The 21,520-nt window shown below is 41.4% G+C and carries 23 protein-coding genes; 11 read left to right on the top strand and 12 right to left on the bottom strand.

The window, feature by feature from the left end; genetic code table 11:
* Window positions 1-15 precede the first annotated feature (15 nt).
* Entirely contained in the window at window positions 16-534 is a 519-nt protein-coding gene (locus H589_RS20160) for a hypothetical protein (protein WP_027723407.1), read from the bottom strand.
* Between the two features lie 559 nt (window positions 535-1,093).
* Between H589_RS20160 and H589_RS0118530 the strand changes: the two genes are divergently transcribed.
* The 6 genes from H589_RS0118530 to H589_RS0118555 all read left to right on the top strand — a co-directional run bounded on the left by H589_RS0118530 (window position 1,094) and on the right by H589_RS0118555 (window position 7,668).
* Complete coding sequence (locus H589_RS0118530) at window positions 1,094-1,381, top strand: FmdB family zinc ribbon protein (RefSeq protein ID WP_027723408.1); 288 nt, start codon at window positions 1,094-1,096, stop codon at window positions 1,379-1,381.
* Between the two features lie 166 nt (window positions 1,382-1,547).
* Entirely contained in the window at window positions 1,548-2,843 is a 1,296-nt protein-coding gene (gene purB / locus H589_RS0118535) for an adenylosuccinate lyase (protein WP_027723409.1), read from the top strand.
* 328 nt (window positions 2,844-3,171) lie between these two features.
* Window positions 3,172-4,401 carry a L,D-transpeptidase family protein gene (locus H589_RS0118540; protein ID WP_245577219.1) on the top strand — a complete coding sequence of 410 codons (1,230 nt, stop codon included), beginning with the start codon at window positions 3,172-3,174 and terminating at the stop codon, window positions 4,399-4,401.
* Window positions 4,401-5,108 (top strand): hypothetical protein, encoded by a 708-nt coding sequence (locus tag H589_RS0118545; protein ID WP_027723411.1) that lies wholly within the window; start codon window positions 4,401-4,403, stop codon window positions 5,106-5,108. The genes H589_RS0118540 and H589_RS0118545 overlap by 1 nt, the downstream gene beginning before the upstream one ends.
* Window positions 5,074-6,813: a M14/M99 family metallopeptidase gene (locus H589_RS0118550; protein ID WP_027723412.1), complete on the top strand. Its 1,740-nt coding sequence runs from the start codon at window positions 5,074-5,076 to the stop codon at window positions 6,811-6,813. The genes H589_RS0118545 and H589_RS0118550 overlap by 35 nt, the downstream gene beginning before the upstream one ends.
* 45 nt (window positions 6,814-6,858) lie before the next feature.
* Complete coding sequence (locus H589_RS0118555; RefSeq protein ID WP_027723413.1) at window positions 6,859-7,668, top strand: sugar phosphate isomerase/epimerase family protein; 810 nt, start codon at window positions 6,859-6,861, stop codon at window positions 7,666-7,668.
* 96 nt (window positions 7,669-7,764) lie between these two features.
* On the opposite strand, the gene H589_RS0118560 is transcribed toward H589_RS0118555, so the two are convergent.
* Complete coding sequence (locus H589_RS0118560) at window positions 7,765-8,088, bottom strand: AzlD domain-containing protein (RefSeq protein ID WP_027723414.1); 324 nt, start codon at window positions 8,086-8,088, stop codon at window positions 7,765-7,767.
* Window positions 8,073-8,783: an AzlC family ABC transporter permease gene (locus H589_RS0118565; RefSeq protein ID WP_027723415.1), complete on the bottom strand. Its 711-nt coding sequence runs from the start codon at window positions 8,781-8,783 to the stop codon at window positions 8,073-8,075. Before H589_RS0118565 ends, H589_RS0118560 begins: the two co-directional genes overlap by 16 nt.
* A 135-nt stretch (window positions 8,784-8,918) precedes the next feature.
* Here H589_RS0118565 and H589_RS0118570 point away from each other — a divergent pair, with 135 nt between their 5' ends.
* Window positions 8,919-10,352 carry an aminotransferase-like domain-containing protein gene (locus H589_RS0118570; protein WP_027723416.1) on the top strand — a complete coding sequence of 478 codons (1,434 nt, stop codon included), beginning with the start codon at window positions 8,919-8,921 and terminating at the stop codon, window positions 10,350-10,352.
* On the opposite strand, the gene H589_RS0118575 is transcribed toward H589_RS0118570, so the two are convergent.
* The 5 genes from H589_RS0118575 to H589_RS0118595 form a co-directional block, all read right to left on the bottom strand.
* Entirely contained in the window at window positions 10,349-11,455 is a 1,107-nt protein-coding gene (locus H589_RS0118575; protein ID WP_027723417.1) for an HD domain-containing phosphohydrolase, read from the bottom strand. The genes H589_RS0118570 and H589_RS0118575 overlap by 4 nt on opposite strands.
* A gap of 183 nt (window positions 11,456-11,638) precedes the next feature.
* The gene (locus tag H589_RS0118580) at window positions 11,639-12,148 is read right to left on the bottom strand and encodes a peptidylprolyl isomerase (protein ID WP_027723418.1); all 510 of its coding nucleotides are present in this window, start codon (window positions 12,146-12,148) and stop codon (window positions 11,639-11,641) included.
* A 46-nt stretch (window positions 12,149-12,194) separates the two neighbouring features.
* Entirely contained in the window at window positions 12,195-13,481 is a 1,287-nt protein-coding gene (locus H589_RS0118585) for a DUF401 family protein (RefSeq protein WP_027723419.1), read from the bottom strand.
* Window positions 13,482-13,621: 140 nt separating this feature from the next.
* Complete coding sequence (locus tag H589_RS0118590; RefSeq protein ID WP_027723420.1) at window positions 13,622-15,337, bottom strand: tetratricopeptide repeat protein; 1,716 nt, start codon at window positions 15,335-15,337, stop codon at window positions 13,622-13,624.
* Between the two features lie 12 nt (window positions 15,338-15,349).
* Window positions 15,350-16,117, bottom strand: a complete 768-nt coding sequence (locus H589_RS0118595) for a glycosyltransferase family 2 protein (protein ID WP_027723421.1) — start codon at window positions 16,115-16,117, stop codon at window positions 15,350-15,352.
* 225 nt (window positions 16,118-16,342) lie between these two features.
* On the opposite strand from H589_RS0118595, the gene H589_RS0118600 reads away from it, so the two are divergent.
* Both H589_RS0118600 and H589_RS0118605 read left to right on the top strand, forming a co-directional pair.
* Window positions 16,343-16,801 carry a hypothetical protein gene (locus H589_RS0118600; RefSeq protein ID WP_035076743.1) on the top strand — a complete coding sequence of 153 codons (459 nt, stop codon included), beginning with the start codon at window positions 16,343-16,345 and terminating at the stop codon, window positions 16,799-16,801.
* A gap of 22 nt (window positions 16,802-16,823) precedes the next feature.
* Entirely contained in the window at window positions 16,824-17,600 is a 777-nt protein-coding gene (locus H589_RS0118605) for a dimethylarginine dimethylaminohydrolase family protein (protein WP_027723423.1), read from the top strand.
* Between the two features lie 15 nt (window positions 17,601-17,615).
* Here the strand turns inward: H589_RS0118605 and H589_RS0118610 are convergent, their stop codons facing one another.
* The 4 genes from H589_RS0118610 to cbiQ all read right to left on the bottom strand — a co-directional run bounded on the left by H589_RS0118610 (window position 17,616) and on the right by cbiQ (window position 20,062).
* The gene (locus tag H589_RS0118610; protein WP_027723424.1) at window positions 17,616-17,951 is read right to left on the bottom strand and encodes a hypothetical protein; all 336 of its coding nucleotides are present in this window, start codon (window positions 17,949-17,951) and stop codon (window positions 17,616-17,618) included.
* A gap of 220 nt (window positions 17,952-18,171) precedes the next feature.
* Window positions 18,172-18,567, bottom strand: coding sequence for a 3D domain-containing protein (locus H589_RS0118615; protein ID WP_156891789.1), 396 nt, complete (start codon window positions 18,565-18,567; stop codon window positions 18,172-18,174).
* A gap of 23 nt (window positions 18,568-18,590) precedes the next feature.
* Entirely contained in the window at window positions 18,591-19,292 is a 702-nt protein-coding gene (locus H589_RS0118620) for an energy-coupling factor ABC transporter ATP-binding protein (protein ID WP_027723426.1), read from the bottom strand.
* On the bottom strand, window positions 19,289-20,062 hold the full coding sequence (gene cbiQ / locus H589_RS0118625; protein WP_027723427.1) for a cobalt ECF transporter T component CbiQ: 774 nt from the start codon (window positions 20,060-20,062) through the stop codon (window positions 19,289-19,291). The genes H589_RS0118620 and cbiQ overlap by 4 nt, the downstream gene beginning before the upstream one ends.
* A 189-nt stretch (window positions 20,063-20,251) precedes the next feature.
* On the opposite strand from cbiQ, the gene H589_RS0118630 reads away from it, so the two are divergent.
* Together H589_RS0118630 and H589_RS0118635 are read left to right on the top strand one after the other, a co-directional pair.
* Complete coding sequence (locus tag H589_RS0118630; protein ID WP_027723428.1) at window positions 20,252-20,932, top strand: class I SAM-dependent methyltransferase; 681 nt, start codon at window positions 20,252-20,254, stop codon at window positions 20,930-20,932.
* 58 nt (window positions 20,933-20,990) lie between these two features.
* Window positions 20,991-21,515, top strand: a complete 525-nt coding sequence (locus H589_RS0118635; protein ID WP_027723429.1) for a shikimate kinase — start codon at window positions 20,991-20,993, stop codon at window positions 21,513-21,515.
* Window positions 21,516-21,520 lie beyond the last annotated feature (5 nt).

Consider the following 21,520-nt stretch of genomic DNA (forward strand, 5'->3'; position numbering starts at 1 on the left):
AAGTAATACAGGATTCTATTGGACTGTGGTGCAGGTGGGGGGCTGGATATGAGCTCCGTTGCCTGCGTTTCCGAGTCTTTCTATATAGTTTTTAACTTCGTCCTGCTCTCTCCATCCGTTGTAGAGCTCTTTCCAGTCGGAAAAACTCATGACTTCTGATTCAAGGTAGGATTCATGCCCTTTGATCCAGAGGTTGAAAAGATACATTTCAATTTTAAAACTTTTCGAATCAAAAACTTTGGGAACAATTTTAGGGCTATACTTTGAGCCGTCAAAACGTGCTCCGATGTATGCACAAACACTATTCATGGATTTTTGCTGGTCAATTTCTTCATTATTGAAGAGGTCTACCAATCCTTTGAGGCCAGGATATTCTTTTTCAATCTGATCACCAACTTCGTCAGGAACTTTCACGATCAGTTTTTTGCCTTCTTCAAAAATAAAGTAGAATCTCATCCAGTGATCAAACATGAACACTTCAGATATATCTTCAACAGCTCTATCAAATGCATCGTTTGATTTAACTTTTTTCATGGTTTCTCCTCACGGTCTTTTTGCTGGGCCGGGAGCTGTGTCTCGGCAGGGATTCTTGTATATGTTCATGATAGAGCCTGTAGTCAAGTGCTAAAATGAGTTGTGTAAAAAATTATTCTATAATTACAGCGTATTAGTTTGTGAAAAAAATATTTTTCATCTTGTGTGAGAGGAGCATGAAAATGGGTTATGTTAAGTTCTTTACAATTGCACTCTTTTTAGGGTAATACCACCTTCTTTGCAGCATATAATCGTGCAGCAAGTACGAAAATTTATATTAGGAGGTCCTCCAAATGGGCAGGCACAAAAAGATTGAAAGAAAGAAAGAACTTCAGCGTAAACGCCATCGCAGAGCTAAAAGAATTAAAGCTCGTATCGCAGAAGCAAAGGCTGCAGCAGCCAGTTAAGTTTTTTACTGTTCTGTTTTGTCCGGTTTTTCAAGACGATATCTTGTCTTATTGTGCTGGATAATTCAGGTCAGCCCCTCATTTTTTTAGGGATCAGGTCCGCCAGCCTCTATGTATAGAGGTATGGCGTACCTTTTTTATTGGAGGGATTTATGCCGATTTATGAATACCAATGTCACGAATGTCAGCAGATATTTGAAGAATGGCAGACAAGTTTTGAAGACAAAGAATTGGAATGCCCTGTGTGTGGCGGTCTTGCTACCAAGGTTCTTTCCAACTCATCTTTTGTCTTGAAAGGTGGGGGGTGGTATTCTTCCGGATACTGTAAGACCGACTCAGCTGCCGGAAAAACCGGCAACTCTAGTCCGGCCGGCAGTGGCTCCGGTGCATCCACTTCCTCGGGCTCTTCAAGCAAGAGTTCTGACAGTACGTCAAGTTAGCTGATGAATGGCCAGACGGTCCGGTATATCCGGGCCGTCTGTTTTTTTGGCATCGCCTTTACTCTTATGATCCCTATACCTTGTTATGACCTCATATTTATAATATGATGAGTCCTAATAGTCATAATATAATTTCATATCACAACAATTAACCGGAATTGGTAAAATGATTGAAAGATATACCCGTCCCGCCATGGGTGAACTATGGGCTCTGGAAAACCGTTTCAGAGTTTGGCTTGAAGTTGAAGTAGCAATTTGTGAAGCCTGGCACAGACTTGGCCGTATTCCAGCAGAAGACATGCAGATTATCCGTGATAAAGCTGACTTTGAACTGGATCGTATCCTTGAGATTGAAGAGAAAACCAAGCACGACGTGATTGCCTTCCTGACAGCTGTAGAAGAAAAAGTCGGACCATCCTCACGCTTTATTCACCTTGGCTGCACCTCTTCCGATATTGTTGACACTGCCAATGGTGTATTGCTTAGCCGTGCTGGAAAGATGATTCTCAAGGATCTTGATGAATTCTTGGAAACACTTAAAGAAATGGCTTATACCCATAAGGGCAGAATGTGCATGGGCCGTACCCACGGTATCCACGCTGAGCCTACAAGTTTCGGTCTTAAAATGACAGGATTCTACGCTGAGTTTTCCAGACACCGTGAGCGCATTGCTCAGGCTGTAAAGGGAGTCAGTGTTGGAAAGATTTCTGGGGCTGTGGGAACATATGCCATGCTTGATCCTGAAGTTGAACGCATTACCTGCGAACTTCTTGAACTCGAGGTTGATCCTATTTCCACTCAGATTGTTCAGCGCGATCGTCATGCAGCTTTTTTTACCGCTTTAGGACTTCTTGGCGGTGGAATTGAGCGGCTTGGTGTTGAGCTTAGACATCTTCAGAGAACTGAGGTTCTAGAAGTTGAGGAAGGTTTCAGCAAGGGACAAAAAGGTTCTTCTGCAATGCCTCATAAAAAGAATCCAATTTCTGCAGAGAATCTTTCAGGTCTTTCAAGACTTTTGCGTACGAATGGTATTGTTTCCATGGAAAATATGCCGTTATGGCATGAGCGCGATATCAGTCATTCTTCAGTTGAAAGGGTTATTATGCCTGACTCAACTATTCTGGCTGACTATATTCTCGGCCGTATGAATGGTGTTATTAAAAACCTGAGAATCAATGGCGACAACATGGATCGCAATCTGATGGCTTCTTATGGATTGTTTTATTCACAGCGTGTTTTGCTTGCCTTGGTTGATTCCGGTCTGGAAAGACAGAAAGCCTATGAAATGGTTCAGAAAGTGGCCATGCATTGCTGGGAAAATAAAGTTTATTTTCCTGATGAAATCCGTAAGGATGAAACTATCTCAGCTCAGCTTGATAGTGGAGCTTTAGATGAAGCTTTTGATATGGGCTATTACACCAGATACGAAGATATGATTTTTGATAGAGTCTTTGGTGAATAGTTTGTAAAAAACGATATAAGATATTGGTCACCCGGCTAAGTCCTACGGCTTGGTCGGGTGCTCTTTTTTGCAGGATTTGCTCTTTCATGGTAGTGTCCTTTCAAAACTGTTTTTAGCTGTCTAAATGTGAGTCTTTTTTGTTTTATCTTGTAGTTTTTTCTGTGAACGAGCTTTAAGACCGAAAGACTATACTCACAATTGTATAAAAGTAATCTTTCTGGCACAGTCTTTGTTAATGATTTTAATATCGTCGTTTCATGCTTTTAAGCGATGGGGTACTGGCTTCAGTATGATGCATTTTTTGAGATTATTATGGGTAATATTTTTTTTGCTCGCAGGTCTGTCATCCTTTTGCTTTGCTGAAGGATGGAGTTCTGCCATTGGAGCGACTCCTTTAGTTCCAGATTACTTAGTCGCAGTTGACAAGGGGGCCCAGAAACTTCATTTGTTAGCCCACAAAAGCCCTTTGCATGCTGAGGCCTCCTTTACTTGCGCTACGGGACAGGTGGCTGGTGACAAAGTTTTTGAAGGTGATTTAAAAACTCCTGAGGGTGTTTATTTTACAACTGGTAAAAGAACCGGGCTTAAAGATTTCGAACTCTATGGCACAATGGCTTTTCCGCTTGATTTTCCCAATCCGATTGATCGAATCAAAGGTAAGACCGGTTACGGTATATGGATTCATGGACGAGGAAAAAAGCTAGTCCCCATGGATACCAAAGGTTGTGTGGCTCTGGTTAATTCTGATATAGGTGTTATAGATACACATATTAAGAGTGGAACTCCCGTTGTTATTGGTGAATCTGTTAGCTGGACTCAGGCTGACGATGAACAGCTGGAGGAGTCCAGGCAGCTCGAAAATCTTGTTTACAAGTGGGCTCATGATTGGGAGAAGAGGGATAATGGCTTTTTCGAGGCTTATGATCAGGAATTATTTAGCAAGTCTGAAAGTAAGTCTTTTAAGTTTTTTAAGAATCGTAAGAAAAGAATTTTTTCCAACACTAAGTGGATTGATATTGAAATTTTAAATTTGCGGGCTTTGCCCGGACCTGATTACTGGGTTACGTGGTTTGACCAGTATTATAGGTCTGGGCGATTGTCTTCATCGTCTTCTAAGCGTCTGTACTGGCAGAAGATTGATGGTAAATGGAAAATCGTAGGGCGTGAATACGGTCCTGCCGGAAAATCACTTAAAGCCAAATATCTTGAATTGAAGATGAAAAGTGTTAGTATCTTTTTGGATAAATGGCGTGATTATTGGCTTAGTGCTGATGTGCCAGATTATTTGTCAATGTATGATGGAAAAGCCTTACAAGGAAATAGGCGCGGAGTTAAATCCATTAAAGCACAGAAAAAAGCAATATGGGAAAGTCGCAAGCCGAAGTCTATCAAGTTTGGCAAGGTTAGACTTCATGAAAATCCACAGGGACTTGAAGCTACTTTCAGGCAGGAGTATTCTGATGAGTCAGGGTATAGCGATAAGGGATTGAAAAAAGTAGTCATCCGTCCTGAAGGGGACAGCTGGCTGATTGTTGATGAACAATGGAGAAAGCTCTAATGGGCAACACCAAGTACAATGTCCTTTTTATGAAGGATGATGACACTGTAAAAAGATACAGACTCAGTCCTTTATGGCTTAAAATGCTTTTCTGGTTCATTTTGCTGCTTGCTCTTTGTGCCGGAGCCGGAGCATGGTCCGGATATACTTTCTGGAATCAGAATACCATGCTGAAACGCGAAAAATTAGAGTTGCATAAAAAACTCAATGACGCTTCTGTGCAGCTTGAGCGTTTAGAAAATGTGAATAAGATTCTTGATTCTTATGATCCTAATGAATTGCAATCATTACTGGCTTCTGTCCCTGTAGAAGAAAAGAAAGTTGAATCAACTGGCGTAAAAGTGGATTTAACCAAGCTTCTTTTTTACAAAAATCTTATGCGTGCCGGTGTTGAAAATGTGAAACTTCGCAGATCCGGTGGAAGTCTGGCATTAAGTTTTGATCTCAATAATCTGCAAACTTCTTCAGCTTTAAGCGGGGAAGCCAAGATAGAGCTGATTAAGAACAGTGGTAGCGGAGTTCGCATAAAGTCTAATCCTAATGATATGTCTTTCCATATTCAGCGTTTTAAAGTTGTCCGTACAAGATTCGGGTTACCTGCAGGAGTTAACTATGACCATCTGTATGGCATACGTCTTATGATAACAACTAAACAGGATGAGTTGATTTTCAGTGAAGTATATCCTTTGTCGCGCATTCTTAATTAGCCTTTTGGTTCTTGGCCTTGCCTGCAGTGCTTCTGCACAGCAGGTCCGAAGCTATACCCTTTTTGGGGGAACACAATATCCATTACGGGTTACCTGGGTCTTTGGTGATGAACCAGGACCTACTATAATGGTGCAAGGTGGTATTCAGGGAGATGAGCTTTCTGGATTTTTTACAGCTCAACTGCTTACCAGTTGTAAGTTGCACAAAGGAAATCTTATAATTGTTCCTCGTGCTAACGAACCTTCTATTCTTCGTAGGACCCGTCAGATCAACGTTGACCTTAATCGCCGATTCGACAAAGAATACAACAATTTCTATGAAGACCGTCTTGCACGCGCCATTAGATTTTTGATTAATGATGTAGATGGATTTATTCATTTACATGAAGGTAGCGGGTTTTATAACCCCAAGTATGTAAATAATCTGCGTAATCCTAAACGTTATGGGCAGTCACTGATTATTGATGCCGCCGTATACAAAAATATCCATCTGGCTGAAATGTGTAATCGCGCAATTTCGAGTCTCAATGACGATATTCCGAATAAATCTTATCATTTTAATCTATTTAATACCGACACTTTTGCTAAAGCAACCCATTATCCGGAAATGCGTAAATCACTTACCTGCTACGCATTGGTTGAACAAGGGATTCCTGCTATGGCTGTTGAAGTCAGCAAGGATATTAAAGATCTTGAGTGGAAAGTTCGTCAGCAGTTGAAAGCAACGGAATATCTTCTTGAAGAATTTGGTCTCAGGCTTGATGTGCCTAAGTTTACTTTTCCCAAGGCAGGACGGCCCAACGGATTGAATATCTTGATTAATGGTAAACCTCTTAAGGGCAGAAGTATAGATCTCGTTCGTGGTGCTCCTGTTTCAACCAGTGGTTCTGGGTTGGCTGTAACTGAATCAGGATTGGAACCTGCTCTTGCTGTTTTTGCAAGTGACCGTCCTAATCTTAATTTACTTACAGCTCCGCGCATGGCCCTTTCATCGTTCCCCGCACTGGAAGTCAGCCTTGATGGTAGCAAAATGACTAGTGCAAAGGTTCGTTGGAAAGGATCCAAGGTAAATTTACCTGAGCCCAATGGTCCTGTTTTTCTTTGCTGGCTTAATGGTAAACCTCGGTTTGTCAATGTTTCAGGTACGCTTAACGCCGTTGAAGGCGATCAGTTTATCATTGAGGGAGTGCTCGGAAGCAGCATCGAAGAGGTTTTGAATCTGAAGGGATTTGTGGCTTCAGTTACTGTTAACAGCGGGCAGGATGTGGGATACGAAATTATTGCTGATCCTGCTAATTTTATGTCAAAATATAAGCTTACAGGCCCCGAAGGTCTTTCGCGATACAGGGTTGTTCGCGAAACTCCGGGAAAACGTAGGTCTGAATTTTATCTGTCTATTGTTCCACGCCGGATTAAAGCGCTACAACTTGTTCGCAGGCAGGCAGATGATGTCTTGGTGAACTGGATGGATGGTCGTGTTGAGAATATTTATCCTGACAGTTATATATTGAGCGATGCTTGGAGTAACGGTGATCTTCAGAAGTTACAGCCGTTTATAGATGATATACCCATTTCATGGGGTGATTCTTTTGAGGTTAAAACTGGAAAAGATACAGTCTTAACTATGCGGCATGCTACCACTTTTGAGCCTATCGGGCGTATGGTTTTTCATGGTAAGGATTTTTTGCAGACTTCGCTTAAATGATCATATTTTCATAAATAGATAAATTTGAAACGGGAGATTTTAGCTGTGAAGCCAGAATTTGAAAACTGCTTTGTAAATCTTCCGTTGCGTTATATTTATAATTCACCTGAGTATCTTGATTTTTTTATTGATAATTCTATTCAACCTGAACTCGGTCTTGATTGTTTGGGCGATGAATGTCTGAGTATGGACTGGCTTCTGGATATCAAGGGAAAGTTGGAAGAAGCTCAACTCAAATGTACCGCTCATCTGCCATTCCTTGATTTGAAACCATCCAGCCTTAATCCGGCAATAAGGAATGCATCGATTGATACGCTTTGCGCCGCATTTGAGCTTGCAAAGTTGTTTTCTCCACAACGCATGGTTATGCACCCTTCATTGACTTCGTGGCTTGAAGAACCATTATTTGAACGATCTTATGCCAATTGTCTGGAAGGATTGCGCAGATTAAGCAACTCCTGGCCTGATCACCCACCTTTGTGTCTTGAAAATACATACGAGTATGATCCTGAATCGATTGTCCGTCTGGTAGAAGATCTTGGAAGAGAGAATATAGGAATCTGTTTTGATCTTGGACATTGGCATTCCTTTTCTAAAGGTTCAGAGCATGATGATTTCGATCTCTGGTTTGATGCTTTTGCTCCATATATAAAGCATCTTCATCTTCATGATAATAATGGTCGTAAGGACGAGCACCTTGCTTTAGGTCAGGGGGGAATTAATTGGGATCATGTTATTCCACGCGTAGCTGAATTGATTCATGCTCCGACAATAACCCTTGAGCCGCATAATCGTGATGATTTCGATGTAAGTTATGAATATTTTAAAACCAAAATTGCTCCGAATATTTTTTAATATGAGATATGTTGATAAAATTAAGACACCGTCCTGCAAAAACATTTTGCAGGACGGTGTCTTAATTTCTGATAGTATTCGGTAGCGATTCAATATTTATAAAAAATACCTTACAGCGGCGACAAGTCCCATGCCTACAGCAACTGTACCGAAGAAGTTACGGGTAAACATTGCTACTGCAAAAGTAGGAATTGCCACCCAGAAGTAAATATTGTCGAAGCCCAAGCTGATGCTCCCTTCGGGGGCAATAAGTGACGGTACCAACATAGCCGAAAGTACTGCGGTTGGTACATAACTAAGCCATTTTACAATAACAGGTGGCAGTTCTCTTGAGCTGAGAGTCAGTGCCGGAAGCAGCCGTGGAATATATGTTACAGCCATCATACCGACGAGTGTGAAGAGTATTAGTTTCTGGTCCATGATATTGCTACTCCCAGTGTTGCACCTATAAGGGTGGCGATGATTACGTTCCATTGGCCTGAGCCGCCAAGGACAAGTGCAGTGGATAGAATCCCTGTTGTGAGGCCTACAATCACGTGGCTTTTATCTTTGATTTGAAAAATAAGCAGGGCTATAAACATTGCAGGCAGTGCATAATCAAGGCCCATCGGTTTTACATCAGTTATCAGAGTGCTTGAGAAAATCCCTAGAACCGTTCCACCAACCCATGCAGCCTGGGCAATGCTGTTAATTAGATATGTTTCACTTTTACTCATGTCACCGTTGCTGAATCTGGTGGAATGAACAGCGAAACTTTCATCGGTCAATTGGAAAGAAAAAATTGCAAGTTCAAGTTTTGTCCATTTCTTAAGATAAGGTGAGAGAGCTGCAGACATCAGCAGATGGCGTAGATTGACTATAAATGTAGTAATTATGACAGATAATGCAGAAGCCCCTGAAGCAAGCAGTCCTACGGCAATAAACTGTGCTGATCCTGCGAAGACAATTAGAGACATGAGCACTGTATTATCGATAGAAAGGCCGGCCTTGCGCGCAAGAACACCATATGCAAATCCAACGGGCAGATAGCCGAGGACAATGGGAAGAGCTTGTTTTATTGCCGACATGAGCACAGCGTCGTATTTATTTTTTGAGGAACTAATCACGGATTCCACATTTACCTCCAGTAGTGATAAAACTCAATCAGGCTATTCGATCTACTTGCCACCTTATATGAAATCTGACATCAGTACAGATACAGATAATACAAATTTTAATCATAACAGACTTTGACAGATAAGAGGTTTATGATGAGGTTCAGCGGAGCAGACAGTCAGTACAGATATAAGAAAGTAGAGCAAGAGCTATCAAAGCATATTGATGCAGGTGATCTTGTACCAGGTGATAAGCTTCCGTCTTTGCGCCAGATGAGCAGTACATTACAGGTTTCTATCTCTACGATAAGTCATGCATATGAGGAACTTGAAAAGCGCGGTCTGATTGAATCACGTCCTCGTTCCGGTTATTTTGTGCGTAGCGAGTTCCGTCGCATTCCAACTCCTGAAATTAAAATCACTCAGAAAATTGAACCTCGAGCGGTAACAAAAAATAAACTTATTCAGACAGCGCTTGAAACAGTAGGGAATAAAGATTTGCTGCCACTTGGTGTTGTTTGTCCATGCAATGAGCTTCTTCCAACACGCCAGCTTGCTAAGATTATGTGTAGTGTTATTCGAGATAATCCAATGGAAACAGCTGGGTACGAAATGATTCATGGTAATCTTGATCTGCGTAGACATATAGCATTCCGGTCGGTTGATTGCGGATCGAATATTACTGCAGATGAATTGCTTATTACTACCGGAGCTATGGAAGCCCTTTATATTTCACTTAGAACTTTAACAAGGCCGGGAGATCTTGTTCTCATACAGTCTCCATCTTATTATTGTTTCTTGCAGCTAGTGGAGAATCTAGGGTTGCGGGCTATTGAAATACCGTCATGTCCAGATAAAGGGATAAATCCTGATCGTGTTGCCGAAATAACAAAAACTTTTGATATCAAGGCGTGTATTTTCTCAGCTAATTTTAATAATCCTGACGGTAGTTTGACTTCTGACCGGCGTAAGCAGGAAATCGTTAAAATACTGGCTCAAAATAGAATTCCATTGGTGGAGGATGATGTATACGGGGATATTTATTTCGGAGATTCCCGTCCTCGCACTTTTAAGTCATATGATCGCGATGGAAGAGTTCTGCTGTGTTCTTCTTTTTCAAAGACAATTGCTCCGGGGTACAGGGTTGGTTGGCTTGCACCAGGGCGTTATCTTGAGAAAGCTCTTGAAATCAAGGCGACGACTAATGTTTCCTGTGTTGCACCGACCCAGATGGCAATTGCCCGTTATCTGCGTGATACTTTTTACGATAAGCACTTGAAAAAATTGCGTTTTGCCATGAAAGAACAAATGAATAAGATGCGTACTGAAATAGGGCTTTCATTTCCGGAAGGGACAAAAGTTACTAATCCGAAAGGAGGATCTGTTCTCTGGGTTGAGCTTCCGGAGAATATTGATGGGGTCGAGTTGTTTTTTAAAGCAAGGGAGGAGGGCATAGGAATTGTGCCAGGGATTGTTTTTTCCCCTCAGGATGTTTTTTCAAATTACATCAGGTTATCAAGCGGCTCACTGTGGAGTGCCGAAATTCAGACTGGTGTCCGCAGACTAGCTGAGCTCGCCGCAGGTCTTTAACCGTCAGGAAAGTCACGGCGCAGTTCTAGAATTTCCTCAATGTTGTCAAAGAACAGGTCTGTCAAATGTGGATCGAACTGTTTACCCTTTCCTTCAGCAAAGTATCCTGTAATTTTTTCGATAGACCACGCTTTTTTATATACTCTTTCACTGCCGAGAGCATCGAATACGTCGGTGATTCCGGTTATGCGTCCATAAATATTAATTTCTTCAGCAGTAAGTCCGCGCGGGTATCCTCTACCATCCCAGCGTTCATGGTGTTCATAGGCAACTATAGCGGCAGCTTTGATAATGGGACGTTCAGAATGTTTTAAGATTTCATGACCAATTGTTGTATGGGTCTTAATAATCGCGACTTCATCCGAGGTCAGCTTGCCAGGTTTATTGAGAATTGTATCTGGAATTCCTATTTTCCCTACATCGTGCATAGGGGATGCAAGGCGCAGTAATTCAGCTTCTTCTACACTGAGCCCGTAACGTCGGGCAAGAATATATGATAGTTCTGCTACACGGCGTACATGGTTGGCTGTTTCATTAGAGCGAGTTTCAACTACTTCGCCGAGGGTCAGGATGATTTCTTTTTGAGTTTCAATCACCTCATCCTGCAAGGACATTAGTTCATCCTGAGCAGCACGGCGAACCTTTATTTCATGGTGCAGTGCTTCGGTTCTCTTAGTCACCTCTGCTTCAAGATGTTCTTTGTAACGTCTGTTTTCTTTAATTAGAGAGGCTCTCTCCAATCCCTGACCCAAAACATGCTCAAGAATATTAAGGTCAACAATGGGTTTTGTCACAAAGTCCCATGCTCCGCCTCTTATCGCAGTTATAGCATCCTGAATGAGACCTGCCCCTGAGACAACTATTATAGGAGTATCAGGGCTTTCTGATGATACGGCTTTAAGAACTTCAAAACCGTCAACTTTGGGCATATTGAGATCAACCAGCATTGCATCTGGTTTTTGCTCTCTGAAAATTTTTAGTCCTTCTTCACCGTCACCGGCGCCAAGAATTTCAAAGCCGGAATCACTCAGATAGTCACTGATCGTTTCACGAACAAAATCTTCATCATCAATGACGAGGATAGTTATTTCAGAATTGTCCAAGAGTTACCCCTGAAAGGTTATTGGATGCATAAAAAATCATTTATATGATTATCTTATAGCAAGGAATTGCTATCTTTTGAACTCTTAATATTTTTGTACAAAAAAACAAGGTTTTTTGCAAAAAAATAACGCCGGAGAGAGTAGCTCTTTCCGGCGTTTAAATATCATTTACAGCTTTAAGTCCTAGTCTTCAAAGCGTTTCATGGAAATTATGCTGATGGGATCAGCAGGAACATCATCCATGTGGCCATAAGAGCGGGTTTTAACTTTTTTGATTTTTTCAACAGCTTCCATTCCGTCAACAACTTTTCCGAATACACAATAACCCCAGCCTTGAGGATTTTTGCCGGAATGGTTCAGGAAACCATTGTCTTTAACATTGATAAAGAACTGTGAAGTTGCTGAATGTGGATCCATGGTGCGAGCCATTGCAAGGGTTCCCAGATCGTTTTTAAGGCCATTGTCAGCTTCGTTTTCAACAGGAGCATGGTTATCTTTTTCCTTCATATTGAAGTCAAAACCGCCTCCCTGAATCATGAAGTTATTGATAACTCTGTGAAAGAGAGTTCCTTCGTAGAATCCTTCATCAATGTAACGTAAGAAGTTTTCAACTGTTTTAGGTGCTTCTTTTTCGAAAAGTTCGATAAGCACTTCGCCTTCAGGTGTTTCCATCAGTACCATAGGATTAGACATATTTATCCCTCCGATTTTTATCTTTCATTTGAAATGAGAATTTTTCTTATAATAAAATAAGAAAGTACGCTACCCCGAGCAACATAAGCATCAAGCTGGGGATAGCAACTCTTTTCCATGCAGAATACATATCAACTTTAAAATATTCACAGGTCAGAAGAAAACATATGTGAAGCGGTGAAGCCATAAGACCTGAAAAGCCGGAGAACATGCATAGGATTACCCATGCATGAAGTTGATGTGATAGACCTGTGGCGTGGACAAGTCCGACTACCAGAGGCATTGATGCGCCGACATAAGCGAGTGTAATACCGGAAATAAATCCAACAAGAAACGGGACAAGTACTGCCGCGGCTATAAGTGCAGCTCCGCCTCCAGCAAGTTGAGAAAGGTCGTCTATTAATCCGCTGGCACCGAGAATATCTTTGAAAATAAATACACATAAGATCATGAAGATCATGTTTAAAAAACGTTTTTCTACCAATAGTTCACGGGTTATTTTAAAAGATCCAGGATTAGCAAATATTGCACAGCAGACAGCAGCAAATAGGGCTATTACAATACCTGTTTCAAAGGGGATGCCGGGGAAAAGAGCTGCTAGAGTCCCTTCGAAAAATAGTGCACCGACAATGGCTGTAATGAGCGGTAAGCCTTCAATTAATATTTTTTTAACGCCGGTTTTGGCTGTAGTATTTTCAGCTACGGTGGTACTGCCGGTCATGGGGAGAACTGAAGGACGTAAAAAGAATAAATATCCTAGAACTATACAGGCCACTGCTCCTGGAAAAGTGTAGCTGATGAATTCAAAAATGGACATACCGGATAGTGCCGATCCGAGAATCATGCCTGGATAAAGAGGCCATGTCAGTTCCCATACATGGCGGAACCAGTAATTGATAACAACTTTGTCTTTCCCTGAAACATCAAGACCGTTTGCAGCTTCTTGAATCATAGGGGCAGAAAATATAGCTCCTCCGGGCATAGGAAGTAGTCCTATAAGAGCCGGAAAGAACACAAGCCGCAGGCGAGGGCTTTTTAAATATCCGGTTAAGGAGTTCATTATTCTGCCGGCCTGTCCTGTTCTTTCCAAAAGTCCGCTTAAGACCATGATCAGAGCTACAATTACAGCTAGAAAAAGAGTTTTCTGGTCAGCTAAAGCAGCGCCGGATGCTGTAAGAAAGGATGTTACTCCCATTGAAGTGAGTAAGGCGAGAATGATTGAGCCAAGGAGAATAGATGGTCCAACTCCTAAGCGTAGCCTGATTCCGGCAAGCATAGATATGAAGACAAAAAGAATTTTAAATAAGGGAAGAAGGTTGTAAAGAAAGTCCATACAGAGCTCCGTGGGTAAAGAAGGGATTAGTAAAGAAATGAATTTCTTATGGCAGGGCTGTCAGTGACAGACAACTATTTAGTAAAACAATTCTTTTTCAACCTAATTAAAATGATATGTCAAATACTTTGATTAGGCGATCAATGAATCATACTTAAATTTTTGCGAGCCAACTTATTTTCAGGGTCAAGGGAAAGAGCTTTTAGTAACCATTCTTTTGCAGAAGACTTGTCGCCACGTGTATAAAATAGAAGTCCCATGTTAATCATTGTATTTACATGATTGGGTTCAAGTTCTAGGGCCTTACGGTAGTCTGCTATCGCAAAATCATATTTACCCTGCTTATGATAGCAGATTCCTCTGTTGGCATATGCTGTAGCGTAGTCAGGATTGATTTTTAAAGCCTGATTGTAAAGATTCATAGCGCTGACATCTTCTCCCCGGCGGGATAGAATTATGGCAAGATTGGTCATAGCTTTGTAATGTGAAGGATCTGCTTTAAATGCCGCTTTATAATGCTCAGCGGCCTTGTTCAGTTCTTTTTTGCGCTCCATCAGATTGCCGTAATTGTAGTGCATGTGGTGGTTGTTTTTTGTTACAGCAAGAGCCCGGGGATATAATGTTTCACTGTTTTCCCAATATGAAGTCTGTGTGTATGCGACGGCAGTCAGAATCGCCACAATTGCAGCTCCTGCAGCTATTAGAGTTTTTGCCGGAATATAACCCTTTTTGACCGCAAAGGATGCACTGTAGATTATTGCTATATAGAGCCCAATGAAGGGGATGTATGCATAACGGTCAGCCATGCACTGATCTCCGACTTGTACCAGACCTATTACCGGAACCAGAGTTCCAAGATACCAGAACCAACCAACGGCTGCGAAGGGGAATTTTTTAATATAACGCAGGCAGATACCGGAAACGGCCAGTATGAAAATAAAAGCTGTAACTGGTTTCCAGATAGGTATTTCATGTGGATAGGGATAAAAAACAGCCAGATTTACTGGTGCGAGTAATTCTCGGAGGTATGCTATCCACGAAACAAGGGCATTGGAGACTCTGAGACTGAAAGGAAAGGATTCCATTGACTGCATAGCCCCTCCACCTTTTTGGGCCATGACGGTTAATACCGCTGAGAATACAGAAAGACAGAAAAGTGGCAGTTTTTCAGCAGTCAGTTTAGCTAATTGAGCAAATTTATTTTTGGTAATGTCTATTCTATTCAGAGGCCAGATATCAAGCAGAATCAGTGCCGCAGGAAGAGTCACAACCATAGGCTTTGCAAGTATTCCCATGCCTGTAAAAAAGAAAGTAAGTGCATAGCTGGACATTTTTTTATGTTTTGCCCAGTCGAACCAGCTGTGCATAGCTGCAAGCCAGAAAAAGGTGGAAAGAACGTCTTTACGTTCGGAAATCCATGCAACTGATTCTACGTGAACGGGATGTATGGCAAAGAGAGCAGCAACGAAAAATGCAGGAATAAGGTTCTCTTCATCTTGTGTTGACGTTGCTTTGAGCAGGAAAAAAAATAGTAAAAGAACGTTAATCAGGTGTAAAAAAATATTAACAAGATGACGTGCTCCTGCTGAATTGCCAAATAGAGTGGTATCCAGCATATGAGAGATCATGGTTAGGGGGTGGTAGTTGGATGATTGGAAAGAACCGAATGCCCAGCTGATGTTTTCAGCAGATATTCCCTGCATCACTCGTGCGTTATTGGTGACATAGCTTGTGTCGTCATAGCTCACCAACTCAAAAGTCCCGCATTGTCCATATACGATGAGTATCAGTGCGGAAAGCATCATAGCAGCAAGTAACACTTTTTTTGAATTCAACTTAATCCCTGACTTGTTCATAACTGCTGCCTGCTAAGATTTGTTGCCTGGATTTCTGCTCATACCTTTCAGAAAATCACATTCCAACCAGCCAAGCCTGTGAAGTAGAGTTTCAGTTGAGCATTTAAGAACGCCCAGACCGTATTTAACAGAACGTTTAAAACTTATGGATGATGAATCATCCATATAGCGTGTGGGGCAGGTGACTTCACCTATATCGTAATTTGCATAGATGATCTGGCATAACATTTGATTATCAAAAACAAAGTCGTCACTGTTGCCTTCAAAGGGAATATGTTCAAGGAGGTCACGGGAGAAAGCGCGGTATCCGGTGTGGTATTCAGACAAATGATAGCCCACGAGCAGGTTTTGGAATATGGTCAACGCACGGTTTGAAATATATTTATATAGGGGCATGCCTCCTTTGCGTGCTCCTGTGCCGAGTATGCGCGAACCTAGCATGCAGTCAAATACTCCATGTGCAATTGGTGAAACCATCGCTGAAAGAATAAGTGGAGTGTATTGATAATCGGGGTGAACCATGGCGACGATATCTGCTCCCATATCAAGGGCTGTTTTATAACATGTTTTCTGATTGCCGCCGTACCCTGTGTTGCAGGTATGAACTACCGTTTTAATTCCGAGTTGTTTTGCCTGTGAAACGGTACCGTCTCTGCTGCAATCATCCACCAGCAGGATTTCATCTACTAGATTTTCAGGAAGTTCATCAATTGTCTTTTTCAGCGTGGATGCCGCATTATAGGCTGGCATTACCATTACCACTTTCTTACCATTTACCATCAGAAAACTTCTCCTGAAAATCAAACTGTTCTATGGGAATATTGAAAAGTAAATTATCTATTATTTAGTAAAATGGAGGCTTATCAACTAAGATTTATATGAATCAAGTCAGCTGTCAACGGCTTTGTCCATTGTCGCCACCAGACAGTTGCCTGTCGCTGGCCTTTTTAGTAATCAATCGCCATTAATTCATGAATAATTTTTGCGTAAGCAGAGGAAATAGAAATGGAAGAAGTTAAGATTAGAGAATATATCCATAGAATAATAATGGATAAATGTCTTGGAAATGAAGATGCGCGGCAGGACGCTCTTGGTGAGTTTATAGCTATGACTATGCCTAATATTGATGAAGGCGCTGTTAAGAATATAAAATCTATGATTCCTCCTATTGCTGAACTTTACGATAAATGGGCTGTAATGTTTATTGATCGTCTTCTTGAGACTGTTCCTCGTAATCAGATTGAGGAGCTTTGCAGCGGAACTTCGGAAAATGATTCTGCGCTGGTTTTAATCTATATTATGTTTATGGAATCAGAGCGGATGGAAAAGCAGGTTGATCAGGATATTGCTTCTTTTGCACCTACTCAGAATGATGAAGCCGGTAATCTTGCCAGTGAATATATCCGTTCTAAATTGACTCTCATTGCCGATCAGCAAAAAGCTAAAGATGTAACCATTCAGTAAATTATACTTTTAAGGAAAATATATGTTCAGCAAAGCTATTGTCAGAAAGCCGGCCCGGAGCCTTGGACAGGGTTTGACCGCAGCAGGGCTTGGATCTCCTGATATGGAACTGACTTTTAAGCAGCATCAGGCTTACATTGAATCATTTGAAGAGGCTGGAATTAAAGTAACTGTCCTTGACGCAGTGGAAGAATATCCGGATTCAGTATTTGTTGAAGATACAGCTGTAATGATTCCTTTTAAGGGAGGAACAGCTGCTTTTCTGACTTGTCCGGGGGCAGAATCAAGGCGCGGTGAAGTCAGAGTAATCCAGTCTGTATTATCTGATCATGCTGATGAGATTATCCGTATGGAAGGTGACGGACTTATGGAGGGCGGAGATGTATTGCTTATGGGTGAAACGTTCTATGTGGGCATAGATACCCGTACTAATAAATCAGGGTTTGAGCAATTTTCTATAGCTGCATCAAGGTTCGGATATAAGTGTATTCCGGTTCCTTTTGACAACGGTATGCCGCATCTTAAGACAGAACTTTCTGCTCTGGATGAGGAAACTTTGATAATGAGTGCTCGTTTTGCAAAGCGTGATGAGTTTACTGGTTTTAAAAAACTGATGGTTCAAAAGGGTGAGGAGTACTCTTCTAATTGCTTGCATTTAGGTAGTAAACTACTGGTTCCGGCAGGATTTCCGGCAACAGCTGAGCTGCTTGATAAAAACGGGTTTAATCCAGAGTTTATAGATATGTCTGAATTTAGAAAGATGGATGGCGGGCTGACTTGTCTGTCTTTACGCTGGTAGGTATGGGGCCTTTTTTTAAAGGCCCGGTAGCGTGAGATAACTTTTTTCTATTTGCCTTTTTTTTCTGCGCTGTATTGTTTTGGGGTGTATACCTAATCTAAAACGGCGTAACACGCATTCTTTCTCTTTACAGTCTCTGATAGCCTGGCGGTCGCCAACTGTGCAGGCCAGACAGTGCTTTCGTATTGCCCGTATACATGTACGTTGAGATTCATCTGTTGCCGGACCGCGAAGCTCATAAAGGGAGCAGGCCTCGTCCTCACACTCCTTGACAAGCTGTGGACTTCCGCCCATGCACCATAGGCAGTATGCTCTGATAGACTGGTGAGGATTTCTTTTCCGTTCGCTCAAAATATTCTCCGTTCATCGCAGCAAATATGATTTGCCGAGGTCCACTTTGTAAGTAGATTGGGGCGCTGCGAAAGGCCATCTTTACGTAAAACAGGCGGAAAAATAAAGCATGGAAAAGCTAAGTTGTAATATTTTTTTAATAAGCTGTTTTTGTTAGTTAAAAAACATAAAAGACTCGGTTTTGAGCCTTTTACGCTTTTTACATATAAACTTAGTATCGCTATTTATCCGCTTTGGTAAAAGTGATTGTCACTTCACGTTTGCCCCAGTCTTTTGCTGCAGCTGTATCAAGTCCCATATATATATCAATCTTATCGGTCCAGCGTTTATTCATCTTATCTTTAACCAGATACTCTCCGGAAAGTCCTTCGATTTTAACTTTAGTATCGTGCGTAAGTCCTTTCTCGATAAGGTCACGTGAAACAGCAATAGCTTTCATACCCGGTTTAAGTTCATCACCCCATGCGCCGAGAAACGGGTGTGCAGATGTTTGTCCCACTTGAGAAGTGTACGCCGTAGCATGAACTTTGATGGAAACAGTTTTATCTTCGTTTAGACATCCTGAGACTGCGAAAATAGTGATAGCAAGCAATAAAATAGTTTTGATTTTCAGCATTAAGTTTCTCCTGATATTGTTTTTTAAATTTTACACTCACCGAAGTTATGATCTCCGTGAAAAGCTGATGCCCCTTTAACTACTGTGTTGTTGCAGCACGAGTATTCGTTAGTTGTAGTCTGTTTTAGAAAATCAAGATCATGAGAAACAACAAGCATAGCAACATCCAGAGAGTTAAGTATTTCAATAAGCCTTGCACGCATAGACGGATCAAGGTCATTTGTAGGCTCATCTAAAACCAATGCTTCCGGTTGCATTGCAAGAACCGTCGCAAGAGAGACAAGTTTCTTTTCTCCACCGGACAAGCGGTAGGATACTCTATTTTCATAACCTGAAAGGCCAAGCATGCAAAGGGTATACATTGCAATTTCTCGAGCTTCATCACAGGTTTTACCAAGATTGAGTGGACCGAAGGCAACATCTTCAATCACTGTAGGACAAAAAAGTTGATCATCAGCCTGTTGGAAAAGCAGCCCAACCCCTTTGCGCAGTTCTTGAAAGTCCTTTTCGCCGACCATAGGAACATCTTTATATAAAATTTTACCTGATGTTGGTTTAAGCAGTCCCATAATTAAATGCAGCAAAGTTGTTTTTCCCGATCCGTTATGTCCGGTAAGGGCAATCTTGTCGTATGCATTCAGTTTAAAATTAACATTATTTAAAATTTCAGCACCATCTGTATAGCTGAAGCTGATTTCTTTGAGAGAAAAAATAGCTGCACTCACAACAAAACCCCAATTTTATAAAACTCAAGAACAATAAATACGGTTGAAAAAACTATGCTGATTATGAGTAGAAACCAATCTCTGCCATGCACTTCAAGACTGTTTAGAGTATGAAAAGTACCTGTAAAGCCGCGGCAAATCATGGCCTGCCATACACGTTGCGCTCTATCCAGACTGCGTACAAGAAGCATCCCCATCAGCCATGCATAGGTTTGGTATGTGCGCAAGTTCGTACGTGGCTGGAAATTACGCATTGTTGCGGCCCGTCTCATTTTATAAAATTCAGTACTCATGACATGCACGTATCGCCATGTGAAGAGAAATAGACGGCAAAATTTGTCAGGAATATGTAAAGACTGCATTCCTGCTCCCATTTGCTGTACGGCCATAGTGGAAATCAGAGAGGTCATTGCCAGAATGACTCCATTAGATTTCAAAGTGATTATAGTCGTATACGCAACTCCCTGAGTCGTTGCTGTAAAAGGACCTATAGTAAAAAGAGGGTCTCCTGGACGGGAGAATGGCAGGAATATCCAAAGAAAAAATATAAAGAAGTTTACAAAGAAAAGTCTTTTAATAAGCTTTAAGAATGGAAGTCTGGCCGCTAAAGCAAATATTACACCACAGGCAAAAACGCACTCTGCTGCACTGATATTTGTTACAAGTGCTCCGCATAGTGAAAACATAAATGCACAGCCGACTCTGAAGCCGGGGTGTGTGCTATGAATAAAAGAATTACCTGAAATAAAATGCTCGGTTATCTGCTGCAAAAAACTACTCCTGATTTCGCTTAAATCGAGTAACACGCATCAAAATTTCATGCAATTCGAATCCGGTTCTTGAGTTCGCTATGCAATACAGTTATATGCGGAAGCTGTGTCAGAAAAAATTAATAATATGAGCCTGACTCAAATTTAAGGTTTTATCATAATCACCATAACCAACTGGAAGTATTTGCAATGACCAAGAATGCTGAGCTTAAAAAAATTGTGGAAGAAGTTGGTAAAAGTCTTATCTGGCGTCCATTGTATGACTTCGAAAATAAGACTCTCGCCGGAGGAGTCGGGCATGATATAGACGGGATTGATCCAGAATTTACTGCACTTGATTTTAAGGGCAAAAGTATCTGTGACCTTGGTTGCAATCTTGGACATTTCACTTTTCATGCTCACAGGTGCGGAGCTAAAGAGGTTGTGGGTTATGACATGGAGCAAAAGGTCATAGCCGGGGCGAAAAAACTGGCAGAACTTTATGGCATTGAAGGTGTTGATTTCAGAGTTTGCAACTTTGCTTATGAAAATCCTGAGCAGACTTTTGATATGGGAATGTTGATTGATATTCTAGGTAAAATTAATATTTCAGATGGGCATCTGGTCCCGATACTCCGTGGTCTTGAGAAACGTTGCAACTCAGAAATGCTGCTGACATTCAGACCTATATACCTCGTGGAGCGTCATTTTAAAATGAGCGAACAGGATTTTCTTAAACTATATCCTCAAGCTAAAATTGAGAATGGATTTTTTAATCTTCTTGATTTTGTTAGAGACCTTTTCGCAGCGAACTGGGAGATGGTTTATCTATCCAAAGAACTTCCTGATGATGAGCAGTATAAACGTACGGTTTTCTTTCGGCGTAAATAGTAATACCACCGCATATTGTAATGATTATATATCCCTCAGAAGAGTGCAAGGAGCAGTTATGCAGAAAAGAGAAACTGATATGCTTGATGTTGAGTATGAAGTTGCCGATGAAAACAAGAGAAGTGTTTATGTGCCGGGTATGGCTAAGGACATGCTTATAGGAGGGCGTGATTCCGGCAATGTATTTATCTTTTGCCTTAATGATGAACTGCGTAAATCTATTGCCGCAAAGGTCGCCGAAAAACTGGGCCGTAAATTTGTAATAATCAGCCGCAGTGATGGAAATCCTGTGCTTAACGAAGTTGCTACCGGAGATAATCAGATCGTAAGTATGCCCCGAGGTGCAGTAAAGTCTGAGAAAAATCGTGAATTATTAAAAAGTAACGGTAAAGTCATTACCATTATGTCTGATTTTATGACTTTACTTAATGCTTCAGACGGTTCTGATGATGCCCGCGAGCAGATTTCTCTTATGCTTAATCGTTTTGAACCAAACTTTATGGAGGCTTCACACCACATCGTGCGTTCCGATCAAAGTGAAGATGAAATTTTGCAGGATGTACTTGATAAAATAGCTATCTAAGCTGA

Source organism: Maridesulfovibrio zosterae DSM 11974 (assembly GCF_000425265.1).
Classification (GTDB): Bacteria; Desulfobacterota; Desulfovibrionia; order Desulfovibrionales; family Desulfovibrionaceae; genus Maridesulfovibrio; species Maridesulfovibrio zosterae.

Excerpts from the sequence above, each read along its gene's own strand:
- H589_RS0118545 (WP_027723411.1), top strand. The coding sequence starts at position 4,401 with ATGGGCAACACCAAGTACAATGTCCTTTTTATGAAGGATGATGACACT.
- H589_RS0118615 (WP_156891789.1), bottom strand. The coding sequence starts at position 18,567 with ATGCTGAAAATCAAAACTATTTTATTGCTTGCTATCACTATTTTCGCA.
- H589_RS0118570 (WP_027723416.1), top strand. The coding sequence starts at position 8,919 with ATGAGGTTCAGCGGAGCAGACAGTCAGTACAGATATAAGAAAGTAGAG.
- H589_RS0118590 (WP_027723420.1), bottom strand. The coding sequence starts at position 15,337 with ATGAACAAGTCAGGGATTAAGTTGAATTCAAAAAAAGTGTTACTTGCT.
- H589_RS0118630 (WP_027723428.1), top strand. The coding sequence starts at position 20,252 with ATGACCAAGAATGCTGAGCTTAAAAAAATTGTGGAAGAAGTTGGTAAA.
- H589_RS0118635 (WP_027723429.1), top strand. The coding sequence starts at position 20,991 with ATGCAGAAAAGAGAAACTGATATGCTTGATGTTGAGTATGAAGTTGCC.
- H589_RS0118560 (WP_027723414.1), bottom strand. The coding sequence starts at position 8,088 with ATGGACCAGAAACTAATACTCTTCACACTCGTCGGTATGATGGCTGTA.
- H589_RS0118585 (WP_027723419.1), bottom strand. The coding sequence starts at position 13,481 with ATGGACTTTCTTTACAACCTTCTTCCCTTATTTAAAATTCTTTTTGTC.
- H589_RS0118595 (WP_027723421.1), bottom strand. The coding sequence starts at position 16,117 with ATGGTAAATGGTAAGAAAGTGGTAATGGTAATGCCAGCCTATAATGCG.
- H589_RS0118600 (WP_035076743.1), top strand. The coding sequence starts at position 16,343 with ATGGAAGAAGTTAAGATTAGAGAATATATCCATAGAATAATAATGGAT.
- H589_RS0118605 (WP_027723423.1), top strand. The coding sequence starts at position 16,824 with ATGTTCAGCAAAGCTATTGTCAGAAAGCCGGCCCGGAGCCTTGGACAG.
- purB (WP_027723409.1), top strand. The coding sequence starts at position 1,548 with ATGATTGAAAGATATACCCGTCCCGCCATGGGTGAACTATGGGCTCTG.
- H589_RS0118530 (WP_027723408.1), top strand. The coding sequence starts at position 1,094 with ATGCCGATTTATGAATACCAATGTCACGAATGTCAGCAGATATTTGAA.
- H589_RS0118580 (WP_027723418.1), bottom strand. The coding sequence starts at position 12,148 with ATGTCTAATCCTATGGTACTGATGGAAACACCTGAAGGCGAAGTGCTT.
- H589_RS20160 (WP_027723407.1), bottom strand. The coding sequence starts at position 534 with ATGAAAAAAGTTAAATCAAACGATGCATTTGATAGAGCTGTTGAAGAT.